Origin of the sequence: Rhodanobacter humi (genome assembly GCF_041107455.1) — a bacterium.
In the GTDB taxonomy this organism is placed as follows: domain Bacteria; phylum Pseudomonadota; class Gammaproteobacteria; order Xanthomonadales; family Rhodanobacteraceae; genus Rhodanobacter_A.
The window spans coordinates 773,783-789,972 of record NZ_JBGBPY010000001.1; the positions used below are offsets into that span (position 1 = coordinate 773,783).

The following is a 16,190-nucleotide window of genomic DNA, read 5'->3' on the forward strand; positions in this document are numbered from 1 at the left end:
GGGGCGGTGTCCCGGGATGGCCGGGGCATCGCGGCGGCAGCTCAACGCAGCAACCGGCGCACCTTGAGCAGGGCCGCCACGAAGGCATCGACTTCCTCGTGCGTGTTGTAGAACGCCAGCGAGGCGCGCAGCGTGGCCGGCACGCCGTAGAACTGCATCAGCGGGTGCGCGCAGTGGTGGCCGGAGCGCACCGCCACGCCTTCCAGGTCCAGCAGGGTGGCGAGGTCGGTGGCCTGTGCGCCCTCGATCAGGAACGAGATCACCGGCTCCTTCTCCGCTGCCTCGCCGACGATGCGCAGGCCCGGGATCTCGCGCAATCGCGCGGTGGCGTGGTCGAGCAGGGCGCGCTCGTGGGCCCGGATCGCCTCGAAGCCCAGCGCATCGTAGTAGGCGATCGCGGCGCTCACGCCGGCGAAACCGGCGATGTTCGGCGTGCCCGCCTCGAAGCGATGCGGCGGCTCGGCGAACGTGGTGCCGGAGAACTTCACCTCGCGGATCATCTCGCCACCGCCGAAGAACGGCGGCATCGCGTCCAGGTGTTCCTTGCGCGCCCACAGCGCGCCGGTGCCGGTGGGCGCCAGCATCTTGTGGCCGGTGAGCGCGTAGAAGTCGCAGCCCAGCGCCTGCACGTCCACCGGGCGATGCGGCACCGCCTGCGAGCCGTCCACGAACAGCGGGATGCCGCGCTTGCGGCATTCCTTCGCCAGCTCGCGCACGGGATTCACCGTGCCCAGCACGTTGGAGACGTGGCCCACGCAGGCCAGCTTCACCTCGGGCGTGAGTCGCTTGACGAACTCCTCCACGATCAGCTCGCCGCTCGCGGAGATCGGCGCCGCCTTCACCGTGGCGCCCGCGCGCGCGGCCACGATCTGCCACGGCACGATGTTGGCGTGATGCTCCATCGTGGTGGTGAGGATCGCGTCGCCGGGCTGGAGCCGCGGCAGCACGAAGCTGTACGCCACCAGGTTCGCCGCCTGCGTGGTGCCCGAGGTCAGCACCAGCTCGTTGCGCGACGGTGCATTGATGAAGCGCACCAGCGCATCGCGCGCGCCCTCGTAGGCTGCCGTGGCCTCCTCGCCGAGCAGGTGCACCGCGCGCGACACGTTGGCGTTGTGCTCGCGGTAATGCCGATCCACCGCCTCGATCACCTGGCCCGGTTTCTGGCTGGTGTTCGCGTTGTCGAGGTACACCAGCGGCTTGCCGTGCACCGTGCGCGCGAGCAGCGGGAAATCCGCGCGGACGCGCTGGACGTCGAAGGTGGTGGATGTGTTGGCTTGTGCGTTCATCATCGATAGGTTCCGTGTCTCGGCATCACCGTAGGAGCGGCTTCAGCCGCGACCGGCAAGGGAGGGAATCGCGGCTGAAGCCGCTCCTACACCGCTCCTACACCGCCAGCAGGCCGGCGAGGTGTTCGCGCAGCGCCGCATTCGGCAAGTCATCCAGCACCGCGCGGCAGAACGCGGCGGTGAGCAGCGCGCGCGCCTCGGCCTGCGGGATGCCGCGCGAGCGCAGGTAGAACAGCGCGCGCTCGTCGAGCTGGCCCACGGTGGCGCCGTGCGCGGCCTTCACCTCGTCGGCGTAGATCTCCAGCTCCGGCTTAGTGTCGATCTCGGCCTGGCCGGACAGCAGCAGGTTCTTGTTGCTGAGACTGGCGTCGCTGCCGTCGGCGCCGGGCGCCACCAGGATCGCGCCGCGGAACACGCCTCGCCCGCGCTGGTCGGCCACGCCGCGCCAGACGGAATCGGACGCCGTGTTCAGCGCCTGATGGCGGATCGCCAGCTGGGTGTCGATGTGCTGGCGACCACGCGGCATGAACACGCCTCGCGTGTCCAGGCGTGCACCGCCGCCGGCCAGTTCGACGCGCAACTCGTGGCGCACCAGCGCGCCGCCCAGTTCCAGCACATGCAGCTTGGCTTGCGCCCGCGCGCCCAGGTGCAGCCGGCTGCGGCGGATCAGGTTGCTGCCGACAGCAGCGTTCTGGAACAGCGTGTGATGCAACACCGCGCCATCGCGCAGCGTGATATCGCCCACCGCCGTGCCCAGGTGTTGCTGCTCGCCACCGGCGGCATGGTGCTCCACCAGCGCCAGCTCGGCGCCCTCGCCCAGCTCGATCACGTGGCGCAGATGCCAGGCCAGCTCGCCTTCGGCAGGCGCGCCGAGGAACACGAGGTGCACCGGCGCGACGATCTTCGCGCCAGCCGCCACCTTCAGCGCCACGCCGTCGGCGGCCAGCGCGGCATTGAGGCGCACGAAGGCGTCGCCCCGCTCCGGCTCGTGGCGCGACAGCACGAAGCGCAGCGGCTCGGCATCCTGCCGCAGCGCCTGCGCCAGCGGCTGCAGCGCGAGGCCCGCCGGCAGCGCGTCCAGCGCGGAAAGGTCGGCGCGGAACACGCCGTTGACGAAGACCAACCGCGGCCCGTCCACGCCCGGCAAGGCGAACGCGGCGGGGTGGATCGCACGCGTCGCCGCCTGCGCATCGCCGTTGACATAGCGGCGCTGGCCCAGCGCACGCAGCGCGGTGTACTTCCATGCCTCCATGCGCGTGTCGGGCAAGCCGGCGGCGGCGAACGCCGCGAGGTGTTCGCGGCGCAGCGCGTCCAGCCAGGCGATGCCGCTAGCCGGCAGCGGCGCGTCCAGCAGCGACGCCACGAAGGGCGCAGGGGCCGGCTGGCTCATGCCGTCGCCCCAGCCGGCTCGCCGTGCTCGCGCACCCAAGCGTAGCCATGTTCTTCCAGCTTCAGCGCCAGCGTCTTGTCGCCGCTCTCCACGATGCGGCCACCGGCCAGCACGTGCACGAAGTCCGGCTCGATGTAGTCGAGCAGGCGCTGGTAATGCGTGATGACCAGGAACGAGCGCTCCGGCGAACGCAGCGCGTTGACGCCCTGCGCCACCTGCTTCAGCGCGTCGATGTCCAGGCCCGAGTCGGTCTCGTCGAGGATCGCCAGCTTCGGTTCCAGCAGCGCCATCTGGAAGATCTCGTTGCGTTTCTTCTCGCCGCCGGAGAAGCCCTCGTTCACCGCGCGGTGCAAGAGTTCATCGGAGATCTGCATCACCTTGAGCTTCTCGCGCACCAGCTTGAGGAACTGCATGGAATCCAGCTCCTTCTCGCCGCGCACCTTGCGCTGGGCATTCAACGCCGCGCGCAGGAAGTAGGTGTTGTTGACGCCGGGAATCTCCACCGGGTACTGGAACGCGAGGAACACGCCCGCGGCGGCGCGCGCCTCCGGCTCCAGCGCCAGCAGGTCGACGCCGTTGTACGTGACGCTGCCGGCGGTGACCTCGTAGCCGTCGCGACCGGACAGCACGTTGCCCAGCGTGGACTTGCCCGCGCCGTTCGGCCCCATGATGGCATGCACCTCGCCCGCGTTCACGCTGAGCGAGAGGCCCTTGAGGATTTCCTTGCCCGCGACGCGGGCGTGCAGGTTTTCGATTTTCAGCATGACTGTTCCTGGTCTTGAGCCCCTCTCCCTTTGGGAGAGGGGTTGGGGTGAGGGTTCGGCTGGAACGAGACACCGCGCTCCGACCGTACCCTCATCCGCCCTACGGGCACCTTCTCCCGGAGGGAGAAGGAAAAAGCATCAACCCACCGCGCCTTCCAGCGAAACTTCGAGAAGCTTCTTGGCCTCCACCGCGAACTCCATCGGCAGTTCGCGGAAGACCTGCTTGCAGAAGCCGTCGACGATCATCGACACGGCGTCTTCCTCGCCGATGCCGCGGCTGCGGCAGTAGAACATCTGGTCGTCGGAGATCTTCGAGGTGGTGGCCTCGTGCTCGACGATCGCCGTGGGGTTCTTCACTTCCATGTACGGGAACGTGTGCGCGCCGCAGCGCTTGCCGATCAGCAACGAGTCGCACTGGGTGTAGTTGCGCGCACGCTCGGCGCCCTTCTCCACCTTCACCAGGCCGCGGTAGCTGTTGTTGCTCTTGCCGGCGCTGATGCCCTTGGAGACGATCTTCGACTTGGTGTCCTTGCCGATGTGGATCATCTTGGTGCCGGTGTCGGCCTGTTGGTAATGATGGGTGAGCGCCACCGAGTGGAACTCGCCCACCGAACGGTCGCCGCGCAGTACCACGCTGGGGTACTTCCAGGTGATCGCCGAGCCGGTTTCCACCTGGGTCCAGCTGATCTTGCTGTCGTCGCCGCGGCAGTCGCCACGCTTGGTGACCAGGTTGTATATGCCGCCCACGCCGTTCTCGTCGCCGGGATACCAGTTCTGCACGGTGGAGTACTTGATCTGGGCGCGCTCCAGCGCCACCAGTTCCACCACCGCGGCATGCAGCTGGTTCTCGTCGCGCTTGGGTGCGGTGCAGCCTTCGAGGTAGGAGACGTGGGCGCCTTCCTCGGCCACGATCAGGGTGCGTTCGAACTGGCCGGTGTTCTGCGCGTTGATGCGGAAGTAGGTGCTGAGCTCCATCGGGCAGCGCACGCCCTTCGGGATGAACACGAAGCTGCCATCTGAGAACACCGCCGAGTTCAGCGCGGCGAAGAAGTTGTCGCCGGTCGGCACCACGCTGCCCAGGTACTGCTGCACCAGCTCGGGATGCTCGCGGATCGCCTCGCTCATCGAGCAGAAGATCACGCCGGCCTCGGCCAGCTGCTTGCGGAAGGTGGTGCCGACGGAGACGGAGTCGAACACCGCGTCCACCGCCACGCCCGCCAGCGCGGCGCGCTCGTGCAGCGGCACGCCCAGCTTCTCGTAGGTTTCCAGCAGTGCGGGATCGACCTCGTCCAGCGACTTCGGCGCCTTCTTCGGCGCGGCGTAGTAGCTGATCGCCTGGTAGTCGATCGCGTCCATCTTCAGCTTGGCCCAGTCCGGCTGCGGCATGGTCAGCCAGTGGCGGTAGGCCTTGAGGCGCCACTCGGTCATCCACTCCGGCTCGCGCTTGATCGCGGAGAGCGCGCGGATGGTCTCCTCGTCCAGGCCCGGCGGCAGGCCGGTCATCTCGATCTCGGTGACGAAGCCGGCGCTGTAGCTGCGGCCCAGCGCCTCGGCGACCCCGGCGTTGTCGCGCAGCGCGGTGGAAGTGCTGTCGATGGTTGCGCTGCTCATGCCGTGGTTCTGCCTTTCAGGGTGCTGATGTCGACCGTCACTTCGTGGCGACGCGGCGGTGGCCGCAACATGTCGGCCAGGCTCACCGCGCGCAACGCGTGGTCGAGCACGCTGCTGATGCGCTGCCAGCTGCCGCGCACGCCGCATTGCGCCTCGCGCTCGCACTGGCCCTCGGTGACGCCGCATTCGGTCATGCCGATCGGCCCTTCCATCGCCTCGACAATCTCGGCGAGGCTGATCGCCTGCGCCGGCCGCGCCAGCCGGTAGCCGCCGTTGACGCCGCGGAAGGACTCCACCAGGCCGGCGTGGCCCAGCGATTTCAGCAGCTTGCTCACCGTGGGCAGTTCCAGGCGCGTCTCGTCGGCGATCTGCGCCGTGCTCAGCACGTCGTCCGGATGGGCGGCGATGCAGGTCATCACCACCGTGGCGTAATCCGTGAGTCGACTGACGCGGAGCATGGGAAGGCTCGTGTAGCGGGGATCGATCTTAATCCAGACCAAAATGGTACTGATTGCGGGAAGTCCGGTCAAATCGCCGGCGGCGGGTGGTCGGGCTGAAGCCCGCCCTACGGCGCAGTGGATCGCAGGTCGGGCTTCAGCCCGACCACCGCTTGCACCAAAAGCAGGCAGAGCTTGCACCAGCCACGCTGCAAGCCACCGCTCTTTGGCCATCCAAACGGCCATGTGGCGCGCTTCCCACCGCTGGCACGCATTCTGCTGTGCTGCAACACGAGACCATCCGCGGGGGAGAAATGCATGCAGTGGATCACCGCCATCATCAAGCCGTTCAAGCTGGACGAAGTGCGCGAGGCGCTGGCCGAGGCCGGCGTGCATGGCATGACGGTCACCGAGGTCAAGGGCTTCGGCCGCCAGCACGGCCACACCGAGTTGTATCGCGGCGCCGAGTACGTGGTCGATTTCCTGCCCAAGCTCAAGATCGAGCTTGCGGTGAGCGACGAGCAGCTTGAACACGCGATCGAGGCGATCGTCGGCACCGCCCGCACCGGCAAGGTGGGCGACGGCAAGATCTTCGTCTCCGCGCTGGAACAGGTGATCCGCATCCGCACGCAGGAGGTCGACGCCGATGCGCTCTAGCCGACTGCTCGCCGGCGCCGCCGCGCTGGCCCTCCTGCCGCTCTCCGCCTTCGCCCAGGCCGCGCCCGTGACGAAGCTCGACAGCGGCGACACCGCGTGGATGCTCACCGCCTCCATGCTGGTGCTGATGATGACGATACCCGGCGCCGCGCTGTTCTACGGCGGCATGGTGCGGGCGAAGAACCTGCTCTCGGTGATGATGCAGTGCTTCGCGATCACCGCCCTGATCACCGTGCTGTGGATCGTCTACGGCTATTCGCTGGCCTTCAGCACCGAAGGGATGCACGCCGGCATCACCGGCTGGCATTCCTTCATCGGCGGACTGGACCGCGCGATGCTGGCCGGACTCACGCCCGACTCGCGCTACCAGACCGTGCCGGAAAGCGTGTACGTGATGTTCCAGCTCACCTTCGCCATCATCACGCCGGTGCTGATCGTGGGCGCCTATGCCGAGCGCATGCGCTTCGCCGCCATGCTGTGGTTCAGCGCGCTGTGGTTCACCCTCGTCTACCTGCCGATCGCGCACATGGTGTGGAGCGGCCCCGGTTCGTTGCTGGGCGACCTGGGCGTGCTGGATTTCGCCGGCGGCACCGTGGTGCATATCAACGCCGGCGTCGCCGGCCTCGTGGCCTGCCTGGTGATCGGTAAGCGCCGCGGCTGGCCGCACACGCACATGCCGCCGCACAACCTCGGCTACACCGTGATCGGCGCCAGCCTGCTGTGGCTGGGCTGGTTCGGCTTCAACGCCGGCTCCGCGGTGGCCGCCAACGGCAGCGCCGGCATGGCGATGCTGGTGACCCAGATCGCCACCGCGGCCGCCGCGATCGGCTGGACCGCGGTGGAATGGACCGTCCACAAGCGCGCCAGCGTGCTCGGCATCGCCTCGGGCGCGGTGGCAGGCCTGGTCGCGGTGACGCCTGCCGCCGGCACCTGCGGCCCCGGCGGCGCGCTGCTGATCGGCCTCGCCGCCGGCGTGATCTGCTTCTTCACCGCCACCCGACTCAAGTATCGGCTGGGCTACGACGACACCCTGGACGTGTTCGGCGTGCACGCCATTGCCGGCATCGTCGGCGCCCTGCTCACCGGCCCGTTCGCCGCCGCCAGCCTCGGCGGCTTCGGTCACGTCGCCTCGGCATGGGGCCAGTTGTGGATACAGGCCAAGGGCGTGGGCTTCACGATCGCGTGGAGCGCGCTGCTGAGCGTGGCCATCCTGAAACTGCTCGATCGCACGCTGGGACTGCGCGTGGATGCCGAGCAGGAGCAGATGGGCCTGGACCTTGCCGAGCACGAGGAGCGCGCCTACGACCTGCAGCGGTGATTCCCGCCGCTTCCGCGCACCCGACGAGCCCGACCGGGCCCACCGCCACCAGCCGGACAAGACACGGAGAACACACGATGCGAGGACCAGCCAGCGCCCTCATCGCGATCGCCCTGCTCGGCGCCGCGCCGGCCCATGCCGACGATGCGCCACCCGTGACCGGCAACGTGGCCGTGACCTCGGACTATGTGTTCCGCGGCCTGAGCCAGACCTGGGGCAAGCCGGCGATCCAGGGCGGCGGCGACTACGCCGCCGCCAGCGGCTTCGCCGCCGGAACATGGGCCTCCAGCATCAGCGAGCGCAGCTTTCCCGGCGCCGCGATGGAACTGGACCTCTACGCCAGCTACGGCCGCAGCTTCGACAGGGACTGGTCGTGGCGCGCCGGCGTGTACGGCTACATCTATCCCGGCGGCAACCTCGACCGCGCCAACCCGCGCCTGCCGGCGCGATCGTTCGACACGCTAGAAGCGAATGTCGCGCTGGGCTGGAAATGGCTCACGCTCAAATACAACCAGGCACTGACGGACTACTTCGGCACGGATGTCGAAGAGGGCTACGCCGGCAACTCGCGCGGCACCCGCTACGTGCAACTCGACGCCACGCTGCCCCTGCGCGGCGCGTGGAGCCTCACCCTGCATGCCGGCCACACCCATTACCCGAACGGCCTGCTCGCACCCTTGCCCGGCGGCGCGCGCAAGCCTGACTACAGCGATGTCGGCGCGACACTGAAATACCAGCTCACGGCGCAGTGGGCACTGAGCGGCGGCGTGACCCATGCCAGCAACGCCGCCTTCTACCGCCACACCGCCAGCCTGCTGAACCCGAATGACACCAGCGACGTCGGCGGCACGCGCGGATTCGTGATGCTGCAGGGTACGTTCTGAGGCAGGGCGACGGCTTTCGGCAATCCCATCCCGTTTGACGCTATCCGTTTGCCAGGCGGATCCCGGCATCGGTTGTGGTGTGGGTAAAGTCCACCGTCCCGCATGGGGCCACCGCGAAATGCTGGGTCGCGAAGCGGATTCGCATGGCCTCGTCCCATTCCAGGTCGTCAAGGTTGAGCGTGTCCTTGGTTTCGCGCACCAGGTAAAGATGTTCCTTGCCGTCGCGCTCGTACACGATGGCCCAGTCCGGCGAGTACTCGCCCACCGGCGTTTTCACGCGGAAGCGGCGTGGCAGCTTGGTGAACAGCTTTACCGTGCCACGGTGGTTCTCCAGCAATTCGGCGAAGGATTTTTCCACCAAGCTGTCGTAGTCCACGTAGTCGTAAAGGTTGGTGCCGTCGATCGGTGCCTCTGCCACGCCCGAAGGCGGCGTTGGCTGCCCTGGCACGGCCAGCGGCTTGTTCTTGGTTTCGCTGTCCAGGAACACCACGTTGGCGTCCCACCAATGAGCTTCGTCCACGGGGACATACTCGATGTTCTGGACCATCTGCTCGATGACCGCAACGCGGATCGCGTGGGCGACGATGCGCGCCCAGTATCCCGGGTCGTGGATGGCGCCGGCCTGGTACTGCGGCGGAATGGCCGACAAGATCGCCACCACGGTTGGCCGGGTCAGCTGCAAGGGAAACTTGCCGTGTTGGAGCTGGTCCTCGACCAGCTGAACCACGTTGGGCAACCGTTGCCCGGCCAGAACCACGTACTCGCCGGAGGATTCCGCAACCGTTTCGTCGGTAGTGACGACCTTGCCGCAGTCGTCGTATACCAGATCGGCGCTCTGGACCACGTTGGCTCGCCGCTGGATGTTTCGCAGTTCGTCCAAGTGCTCATGTCCGGCCACAGTCACGGCCAGCGTGATTTCGTCCAAGTGTTCGATGCGATACACGGCCCGGTAACGGATACGCCGCCACAACGCCGCAAACTCGGGGCTTTGGAGCTTTTCCGATCGCAGTCGAATGGTGACGCTGTGGTCTTCGTTTTCCACGTCCGGCCGGTCGCCGGCACCGCCGTACTCGGCGTTGAGGCCGTCGCGGAACTCGCTGAAGCTCTCGTCCACCACCAGGGTCAGGCGGTTGATCGCTTCGTCCTGCACGCGGTTGCCGTCTTGGTCCACCGGCAGGCGCAGGCCTCGCCCGATTTGCTGCCGCCGCTCGGTGTCGGAACGGGTGTGTCGCAAGAACCCGATCTGGAACACGTTCGGGTTGTCCCAACCTTCGCGCAGCGCCGAGTGCGAAAAAATGAAGGCGCGCGGGTTGGCCAGATCCAGCAGCTTTTCCTTGTTGGCGATGATCTCGTCGTAGGCACGCGCCTCGAAGCCCTCCTCGTTGGCCTTGCCGCTGGTGTCCTTGTAAATCCCGGTCTTCGTCGATGGGAAGTAGTGGACGCGCAAAGTCGCCGGATCAGGCATGGCATCGACCGGCCGGCCGGATCGCGCCCACTCCTCGCGGAACAGCGCGTCGAACATCGCCGGCAAGGTCGCCGCATCGCCGATGTAGTCGGCGACGCGCTCCACGAAAAACAGCGACAGTACTTTCAGGCTTTGGCCGCGCTGCTCCACGTCCGCCTGTTTTTGCAGGTGCGCACGGATGGTGTGGCGTATCTGATCGCGCCAGATCGAAAGGCTATCCACGCCCAGGGTTTGGCCGACGGTGAGTGCCACGCCGTTATCGAACCTCAGTTCCGATCGGGTCATGCTTTCGATGACGTAACCGTGGTACTGAGCCAGCCCGCCGCTTTCTTCCTGCAGGTCGGCCCCTGGTGCCAACACCACCGTTTTGCGATCACCGTCGGACGCGTCGACAACCAGTTCGGCCAGCCAGCGCGTCGTGCCGCGCTGGGTCCTGGATCGAATCTCCTTGAGTTGGAGGTAAGGCTGGCCGCTGGCACCAGCCACCACGCCTTTCACGCTCACGCGCTTCACCAGACCCAGTTCCGCCGCGCGCTTGGCAGACAGGCGATGAACCAGGTTGTACAGATCGCGGTGTGTGGCGCTGTACCGCAGGGCCACCAGCGGATTGAGCGTGGCAATCGTCTTGCGGCGCTTGGGCGTGCCCATGTTTTGCGGCTCGTCGATCAGCACCACCGGACGCAACCGGGCCAGCTGGGCGATCCCGGTGGCTCCTCCGTTCCAGAGGTTGGCCTGTTCCGGCGAGGCGTACAGGGTATTGCTCGCCGGTTTGTCCAGCGAGCTGATGCCGGCCACCAGGAATTGCACGCTGGATGACGGGTCGGCGAAATCCGGCACGGCCTGGCTGTCGCCCAGCACGCGCCACTGGTAATCCAGATGGGGGTATTTGGCCCGAAAATGCTCACGGGTCTGCTCAAAGGTCTTCACCACGCCAGCCCGGATGGCCACAGTGTGAACCAGGATCACGAACTTCCGCAGGCCGTAGGTCTCGGCCAGGCGCAGCGCCGTGGCGATGTAGGCGTATGTCTTGCCGGTGCCCGTTTCCATCTCCACCGAGAAGTTGGGGAAATCCCGGGGCTGTTCGAGCAGATCGGTTTCTTCCATCAGGACCAGGGTGCCCTGCGCCTCGACGGCTTCCCGGGTGGTCACGGCCAGCAGATTCCGGGCCAGCACCTCGCGATCAAGCTGGAACCCGGCGTGGCCGGCCGCGCCGGATGCCTGGCCCGTCACTCCCTGAGGCGGCACCAAGGCACCACCTTCGAACAGATCCACGATGGCCTCGATCGCCTGGGCCTGATGCGGCTGATCGTCAAATCGAAACTTCACGCGCCATCCTTTCCAGCATGATGAGCTTCGAGCGCAGACGCGGGGCCAGCGTCAGGGTCAAGGCGTCATCAACCCGATCCCCACGCAAGACCAAGGTGTCGTCGCCGGTCTCGCGCAGTTTCACCGCCGCGGCGGTGACCGGAGTGAAGCGATCAAGGCAGACCAGCAGGCGTTCGTCAGCAGCGTTCTGGAAGGCGTACACCGCTGCCCCATCGGCCTCGGTACGGGTCAGCGTTTCGTCCAGCCGGGTGGCGCTGGCCTTGAGGGCCACTTCCCACGCCAAAGCTTCAGGACTCGCGTCGTCCTTCACCGGGGGCTGCCCGGCCTGGGTCAACATCAAGGTGTACTGGGCACTTTCACCCCGCCCGGGCAGGGCCACAACCGGTGCCTCGACGGCCAGCCCGGTTTCCCGTGCACGGAACACGCGGAAGCCCAGATTACCGCCGATCGCTTCCGCCGATCGCCGCAATCGCTCTGCGGTGATTTCGAAGATGGTGGCGTAACCGGCGGCCACGGCGTTCCTGCCGGTTTCGGTGGTTTCGTCCGGCTTTTCGGGGCGTTGCACCAGCACCCAGTGCCGGGTTTTGCCGTCGCGAGGGTTCTGCTCCCAAATCGCCTGCCCCGTGGAACCGGAGCCGGCAAAGAAATCCAGCACCAGATCGCCATCGTCGGTGATGGCGTGGATCAGTCGAGCCAGCACGTCGGTGGCCTTGGGGTCGTCGAAGACTTCGGCGCCCATCAAGTTATTTAGTGCCGACGACGCTCCGCTTCGATCACGGTAGAACGACGAAGCCGGCGCCCAGTATTCCTGCTCATGCAGATATTTTTTGATACGGATTCGCGTGGCGCGCCCACTGGGGTACAGCAGTCGTCCAGCCTGGTCGAGTTGCTCCATGCGGGCCAACTCATAACGCCAGCCATTTTCTGGGGGCTCGTAGCCCTTGAAGTTGTAGATCAAGTTTTCGCGATAGTTCGGGCTGGAGCTGTTGTCCGAAGTCCACACACCATCTTGGTCGATGTGGTTGTAGTGCTCATGTTGCTTGGCGGGATTGCCTTCGGGCAGTTCTTTGAACCATGCGCGCAGCTCTTCCTTGGCCACATCGAAGGCGGTTCCGTGCTTTTCGAGCAGTTCCTTTTCCTTGGCATAGACCGCTTCCAATCCGGTCTTCCGTTCGCGCCAACGTATATCCAGATCTTTTAGTTTCTGGCGGTTTTTCGCATACACAAGGATGTAGTCCTGGCCGCCTGCAGTCAGTTTGGCGTCACCTTTTCGACCTCCCTGCCACGTCATCATGTCCACGAAGTTCTCCGCACCGAATACCGCATCCAACAGCAATCGCAGGTGGTGAACTTCGTTGTTGTCGACGCTGGCCAGGAACACGCCGTCCTTGCGCAGCAGGTGGCGTGCCACCACCAGTCGCGGGAACATCATGGTCAGCCAAGGCGCATGTTTCCGGCCCTTGGTTTCCTTCTTGCTGGTGGTCGCACCCTGATCGTCCACCTGGCCGGTAGCACGCAGGTATTCGGCCTCGGGAACCGAGAAGTCGTCGTTGTAGGTGAACGTGTCGCCGGTGTTGTACGGCGGGTCGATGTAGATCAGCTTGAAGGCGCCGCCGTAGCCGTTTTTCAGCAGCTTGAGCACTTGCAGGTTGTCGCCTTCGATCAAGACGTCCCGGGCATCGTCCCAATGCACCGACGCCGGCACGTCCGGAACCAGCGTAGCCGTGGTCGGGGCGCGGGCGTCCTGCCGCGCCTGCTCCAGGCCCGGCCAGGAAAAGGCAAAGGCTGGCTCGGTTTCCTCGGCCAAGCCAAGCGCATCGAGCAAGGCGGTGCGGTCAAGTTCGCCATCGAGGAAAGCCGCGGGCAGAAGCTCCCGCAGTTGCTTCAACAGCTCCGTCAGCCCATCGGAAGTTTCGGATGGCACGCAACGGACTTCGCTCAACTGTTCGAGCAAGGATTTGGCCACGCGGCGCCCCTGTATTCACGTAAAAAGTGAATCATAGTGAACGTGCAAGGTGAATTGCAGCCGTGCCCACGCACGTACCTTGCCGGCATGGCCGATCACCGCATGGAATTCTCCGAGCGTCTCGCCGCTGCGATGCAGAAGGCCGGGTACGAGCCTCGGCCGGTCGTGCTGATGACGCAGTTCAACAGCCGCTTCCACGGCCGGTCCATTGCCTTCCAGACCGCCTCGCGCTGGCTCAACGGGCTGGCCATCCCGAAGCCGGACAAGCTGATCGCGCTGGCCGACTGGCTGCACATGGACCGCGGCCTGCTCGGCTTCGGCGAGAAGGAGCTGCGCCGCGGCAGCGACAAGCAGATCAAGGAGCGAGCCGCGGCATACGACGCCGACGAGCAATTGCTGCACGCCATCCAGACCCTGTCCGGTGCGCAACGCAAACTGGTGCGTGAGCTTGTCACGCTCCTTGCCGCAGCAGGCAGCAAGCGCTCAGGCTGAGTTTGAAGGGGGCCAAGGCCAACCAATAGGCCTCGTGCTACAGGATCAGGCTGCAGCCACCGTGATTTTGAGGCCAAGCGCATGCGCCACCTTGCTGACGGTGGCAAAGCTGGGATTTCCGGTGCCGGACAGCGCCTTGTAGAGCCCCATGCGGGTCAGTCCGGTCTTGGCGGCAAGCTGGGTGATGTTCCGGGCACGCGCCACGTCGCCAAGGGCGGCGAGGAACAACGCAGGATCGTCTTCCGCCGCGCAAGCCGTCAGATAGGCCGCGATGTCCTCCTCGGTTTCGAGGTAGTCGGCGGTGTCGTAACGCGAGAAGGTTTCTTTGACGGTAGCCATGTTCAGTTCTCCCAGCATTCGGCGATCTTCGCCGCCAGGGCGATGTCCTTGCGCTGTGTGGATTTGTCGCCACCGCACAGCAGCAGGATCAGCGTCTTTCCCTTGAAGGTGTAGTACACCCGGTAGCCGGGGCCATGATCGACCTTCAATTCGTGGATTCCGTTTGCCAGCGCACGAAACTGACCGGGGTTTCCAAGTGAGAGGCGGCGGATGCGCACCTCGATCCGTGCCTTGGCATCGCGATCACGGAGGTTGCGCAACCACGTATCGAACGTGCTGCTTTTCAGAACCTCGTACATGGACAGATGGTAAACTGCAGTTTACTTATCGTCAACCAAGGGTGCCCTTCACCGCCCTCGCCACTGGTACCCAATGCCTTACCATCGCCGCATGACTGCCACCGATTTCCGCACCGCCGCCCGCCTCGCATGGGCCCGCACCACTCTCGGCGACGACGCGCTCACGCTGGAATCCGCCTCCTCCGACGCCAGCTTCCGCAGCTACTGGCGCACCACGCACGCGGGACAAAGCTGGATCGTGATGGACTCGCCGCCGGAGCGCGAAGACCCGCGACCCTGGCTGGCGATCGGCGAACGGCTCGCCAAGGCCGGCCTGCACGTGCCGAAGGTGGCGGCGCAGGATCTGCAGCAGGGCTTCCTGCTGATCGAGGATCTCGGCTCACGGCTGTATCTCACCGAGTTGAACGAGGCGAACGCAGACCAGCTCTACGGCGACGCGATGGACGCGCTGCTGGTGATGCAGACGAAAGTGGCCTGCGACGACCTGCCGCCGTTCGACCACACGGTGCTGGTGAACGGGCTGGAGGTGATGCCGAAGTGGTTCCTCGAACGCCACCTCGGCCACACACCGGATTGCGATGAGTGGGACGTGCTGGAAGCGGCGTTCGACGTCATCGTTCGCAACGCGCTGGCGCAGCCGCGCGTATTCGTGCACCGCGACTATCACAGCCGCAACCTGCTGGTGGTCGAAGCGAACAATCCCGGCGTGATCGATTTCCAGGGTGCGTTGCACGGCCCGATCACCTACGACCTCGCCTCGCTGCTGCGCGACGCCTACGTCGCCTGGCCGCGCGAGCGCGTCGAGGCCTGGGTGGAGTCCTACCGCCTGCGTCTGCGCCACGCCGGCGCGATCGGCCACGACATCGACACGACGCGCTTCCTGCGCTGGTTCGACCTTACCGGCCTGCATCGCCACGTGCGCGTGCTGGGCCAGTTCTACCGGCTGTGGTATCGCGACGGCAAGCCGGGTTATCTCGCCGACGTGCCGCAGGTGTACCGCTACGTGATCGAGGTGGCGAAGAGCTATCCGGAGCTGGCCGACTTCGCGGCCCTGCTGGAACGTCATGTGCAAGGTCGCGACCTCACCCAGGTGGCCGCAGCATGACGGAAATGCATCGACCTTCCCTGCCCGTCCTCCCGGCGAAAACCGGGATGACGGCAACCTGCCGCCACGAAGAAGGCAAGGCATGAGGCACGCGCTGATCTTCGCGGCCGGACTGGGCGAGCGCATGCGCCCGCTCACCGAACGCACGCCCAAGCCGCTGCTGGTGGTGGGCGGCAAGCCGCTGATCGTGTGGCATCTGGAGAAGCTCGCCGCGATCGGCGTGAACTACGTGGCGATCAACACCTCGCACCTCGCCGAACAGTTTCCCGAGGTGCTGGGCGACGGCTCGCGCTGGGGCCTGCGCATCCGCTACGTGTACGAAGGCCCGGTGCCGCTGGAGACTGGCGGCGGTCTGCTCAATGCGCTGCCGTTGCTTGGGCCGGAACCGGTGCTCACGATCAGCGGTGACGTGTGGTGCGACGCCGACTTCGCAGCCCTGCCCGCCGAACCCGCGGGGCACGCGCACCTGCTGATGGTGGACAACCCGACGCACCATCCAGGCGGCGATTTCCGGCTGGACGCGCAAGGCCGGCTGCATGCGGATGGCGAGCCGCGGCTCACCTACAGCGGCATCGGCGTATTCCGCCGCGAGCTGCTGGATGGCTGGCGCGAAGCGGTGGGCGATGTCGCGGGCGTCGAGGCGAAGCCGCTGCGCTTCAAGCTGCGGCCGCTGCTGGAAGCGGCGATGGTGCAAGGCGCGCTGTGCGGTTCGCTGCACCGCGGCCGCTGGACCGACGTGGGCACGCCACAGCGCCTGGCCGAACTGGATGCCGCACTGGCATTACGCGCCTGAAACGCCAACGGCCCGGATGACCGGGCCGTTGGCGTGTGAAAAGCGCCCCCTCTGCCCT

Annotated in this window: 15 protein-coding genes; 6 read left to right on the forward strand and 9 right to left on the reverse strand. The window is 66.3% G+C overall.

Features of this window, described 5'->3' with window-relative positions; all coding sequences use genetic code 11:
- Positions 1–41: 41 nt before the first annotated feature.
- The 5 genes from AB7878_RS03655 to AB7878_RS03675 all read right to left on the reverse strand — a co-directional run bounded on the left by AB7878_RS03655 (position 42) and on the right by AB7878_RS03675 (position 5,509).
- Positions 42–1,286, reverse strand: coding sequence for a cysteine desulfurase (locus AB7878_RS03655; protein WP_369495713.1), 1,245 nt, complete (start codon positions 1,284–1,286; stop codon positions 42–44).
- 97 nt (positions 1,287–1,383) lie between these two features.
- Positions 1,384–2,676 carry a Fe-S cluster assembly protein SufD gene (gene sufD / locus AB7878_RS03660; RefSeq protein ID WP_369493054.1) on the reverse strand — a complete coding sequence of 431 codons (1,293 nt, stop codon included), beginning with the start codon at positions 2,674–2,676 and terminating at the stop codon, positions 1,384–1,386.
- Positions 2,673–3,440, reverse strand: coding sequence for a Fe-S cluster assembly ATPase SufC (sufC, locus tag AB7878_RS03665; protein WP_369493055.1), 768 nt, complete (start codon positions 3,438–3,440; stop codon positions 2,673–2,675). Before sufC ends, sufD begins: the two co-directional genes overlap by 4 nt.
- A 138-nt stretch (positions 3,441–3,578) precedes the next feature.
- Positions 3,579–5,051, reverse strand: coding sequence for a Fe-S cluster assembly protein SufB (gene sufB, locus AB7878_RS03670; RefSeq protein ID WP_369493056.1), 1,473 nt, complete (start codon positions 5,049–5,051; stop codon positions 3,579–3,581).
- Positions 5,048–5,509, reverse strand: coding sequence for an SUF system Fe-S cluster assembly regulator (locus AB7878_RS03675; protein WP_077482485.1), 462 nt, complete (start codon positions 5,507–5,509; stop codon positions 5,048–5,050). The genes sufB and AB7878_RS03675 overlap by 4 nt, the downstream gene beginning before the upstream one ends.
- 297 nt (positions 5,510–5,806) lie before the next feature.
- Between AB7878_RS03675 and AB7878_RS03680 the strand changes: the two genes are divergently transcribed.
- The 3 genes from AB7878_RS03680 (at position 5,807) to AB7878_RS03690 (ending at position 8,347) form a co-directional block, all read left to right on the forward strand.
- Complete coding sequence (locus AB7878_RS03680) at positions 5,807–6,145, forward strand: P-II family nitrogen regulator (protein WP_077482483.1); 339 nt, start codon at positions 5,807–5,809, stop codon at positions 6,143–6,145.
- Complete coding sequence (locus tag AB7878_RS03685; protein ID WP_369493057.1) at positions 6,135–7,463, forward strand: ammonium transporter; 1,329 nt, start codon at positions 6,135–6,137, stop codon at positions 7,461–7,463. Before AB7878_RS03680 ends, AB7878_RS03685 begins: the two co-directional genes overlap by 11 nt.
- 77 nt (positions 7,464–7,540) lie before the next feature.
- Complete coding sequence (locus AB7878_RS03690; protein ID WP_369493058.1) at positions 7,541–8,347, forward strand: TorF family putative porin; 807 nt, start codon at positions 7,541–7,543, stop codon at positions 8,345–8,347.
- 40 nt (positions 8,348–8,387) lie between these two features.
- Here the strand turns inward: AB7878_RS03690 and AB7878_RS03695 are convergent, their stop codons facing one another.
- Positions 8,388–11,138 (reverse strand): restriction endonuclease, encoded by a 2,751-nt coding sequence (locus tag AB7878_RS03695; protein ID WP_369493059.1) that lies wholly within the window; start codon positions 11,136–11,138, stop codon positions 8,388–8,390.
- Positions 11,122–13,104: a site-specific DNA-methyltransferase gene (locus AB7878_RS03700; RefSeq protein ID WP_369493060.1), complete on the reverse strand. Its 1,983-nt coding sequence runs from the start codon at positions 13,102–13,104 to the stop codon at positions 11,122–11,124. The genes AB7878_RS03695 and AB7878_RS03700 overlap by 17 nt, the downstream gene beginning before the upstream one ends.
- An 87-nt stretch (positions 13,105–13,191) precedes the next feature.
- Here AB7878_RS03700 and AB7878_RS03705 point away from each other — a divergent pair, with 87 nt between their 5' ends.
- A complete protein-coding gene (locus AB7878_RS03705) occupies positions 13,192–13,596 on the forward strand; it encodes a hypothetical protein (RefSeq protein WP_369493061.1) in 405 nt (134 codons plus the stop codon).
- A gap of 45 nt (positions 13,597–13,641) precedes the next feature.
- Here the strand turns inward: AB7878_RS03705 and AB7878_RS03710 are convergent, their stop codons facing one another.
- A complete protein-coding gene (locus tag AB7878_RS03710) occupies positions 13,642–13,935 on the reverse strand; it encodes an addiction module antidote protein (RefSeq protein WP_369493062.1) in 294 nt (97 codons plus the stop codon).
- A gap of 2 nt (positions 13,936–13,937) precedes the next feature.
- Positions 13,938–14,234 carry a type II toxin-antitoxin system RelE/ParE family toxin gene (locus AB7878_RS03715; protein ID WP_369493063.1) on the reverse strand — a complete coding sequence of 99 codons (297 nt, stop codon included), beginning with the start codon at positions 14,232–14,234 and terminating at the stop codon, positions 13,938–13,940.
- Between the two features lie 91 nt (positions 14,235–14,325).
- On the opposite strand from AB7878_RS03715, the gene AB7878_RS03720 reads away from it, so the two are divergent.
- Entirely contained in the window at positions 14,326–15,339 is a 1,014-nt protein-coding gene (locus tag AB7878_RS03720; RefSeq protein ID WP_369493064.1) for an aminoglycoside phosphotransferase family protein, read from the forward strand.
- Positions 15,340–15,421: 82 nt separating this feature from the next.
- Complete coding sequence (gene murU, locus AB7878_RS03725) at positions 15,422–16,132, forward strand: N-acetylmuramate alpha-1-phosphate uridylyltransferase MurU (protein ID WP_369493065.1); 711 nt, start codon at positions 15,422–15,424, stop codon at positions 16,130–16,132.
- Positions 16,133–16,190 lie beyond the last annotated feature (58 nt).

Coding starts and splice junctions, on each gene's coding strand:
- AB7878_RS03655 (WP_369495713.1), bottom strand. CDS start 1,286: ATGAACGCACAAGCCAACACATCCACCACCTTCGACGTCCAGCGCGTC.
- sufD (WP_369493054.1), bottom strand. CDS start 2,676: ATGAGCCAGCCGGCCCCTGCGCCCTTCGTGGCGTCGCTGCTGGACGCG.
- sufC (WP_369493055.1), bottom strand. CDS start 3,440: ATGCTGAAAATCGAAAACCTGCACGCCCGCGTCGCGGGCAAGGAAATC.
- sufB (WP_369493056.1), bottom strand. CDS start 5,051: ATGAGCAGCGCAACCATCGACAGCACTTCCACCGCGCTGCGCGACAAC.
- AB7878_RS03675 (WP_077482485.1), bottom strand. CDS start 5,509: ATGCTCCGCGTCAGTCGACTCACGGATTACGCCACGGTGGTGATGACC.
- AB7878_RS03680 (WP_077482483.1), top strand. CDS start 5,807: ATGCAGTGGATCACCGCCATCATCAAGCCGTTCAAGCTGGACGAAGTG.
- AB7878_RS03685 (WP_369493057.1), top strand. CDS start 6,135: ATGCGCTCTAGCCGACTGCTCGCCGGCGCCGCCGCGCTGGCCCTCCTG.
- AB7878_RS03690 (WP_369493058.1), top strand. CDS start 7,541: ATGCGAGGACCAGCCAGCGCCCTCATCGCGATCGCCCTGCTCGGCGCC.
- AB7878_RS03705 (WP_369493061.1), top strand. CDS start 13,192: ATGGCCGATCACCGCATGGAATTCTCCGAGCGTCTCGCCGCTGCGATG.
- AB7878_RS03710 (WP_369493062.1), bottom strand. CDS start 13,935: ATGGCTACCGTCAAAGAAACCTTCTCGCGTTACGACACCGCCGACTAC.
- AB7878_RS03715 (WP_369493063.1), bottom strand. CDS start 14,234: ATGTACGAGGTTCTGAAAAGCAGCACGTTCGATACGTGGTTGCGCAAC.
- AB7878_RS03720 (WP_369493064.1), top strand. CDS start 14,326: ATGACTGCCACCGATTTCCGCACCGCCGCCCGCCTCGCATGGGCCCGC.
- murU (WP_369493065.1), top strand. CDS start 15,422: ATGAGGCACGCGCTGATCTTCGCGGCCGGACTGGGCGAGCGCATGCGC.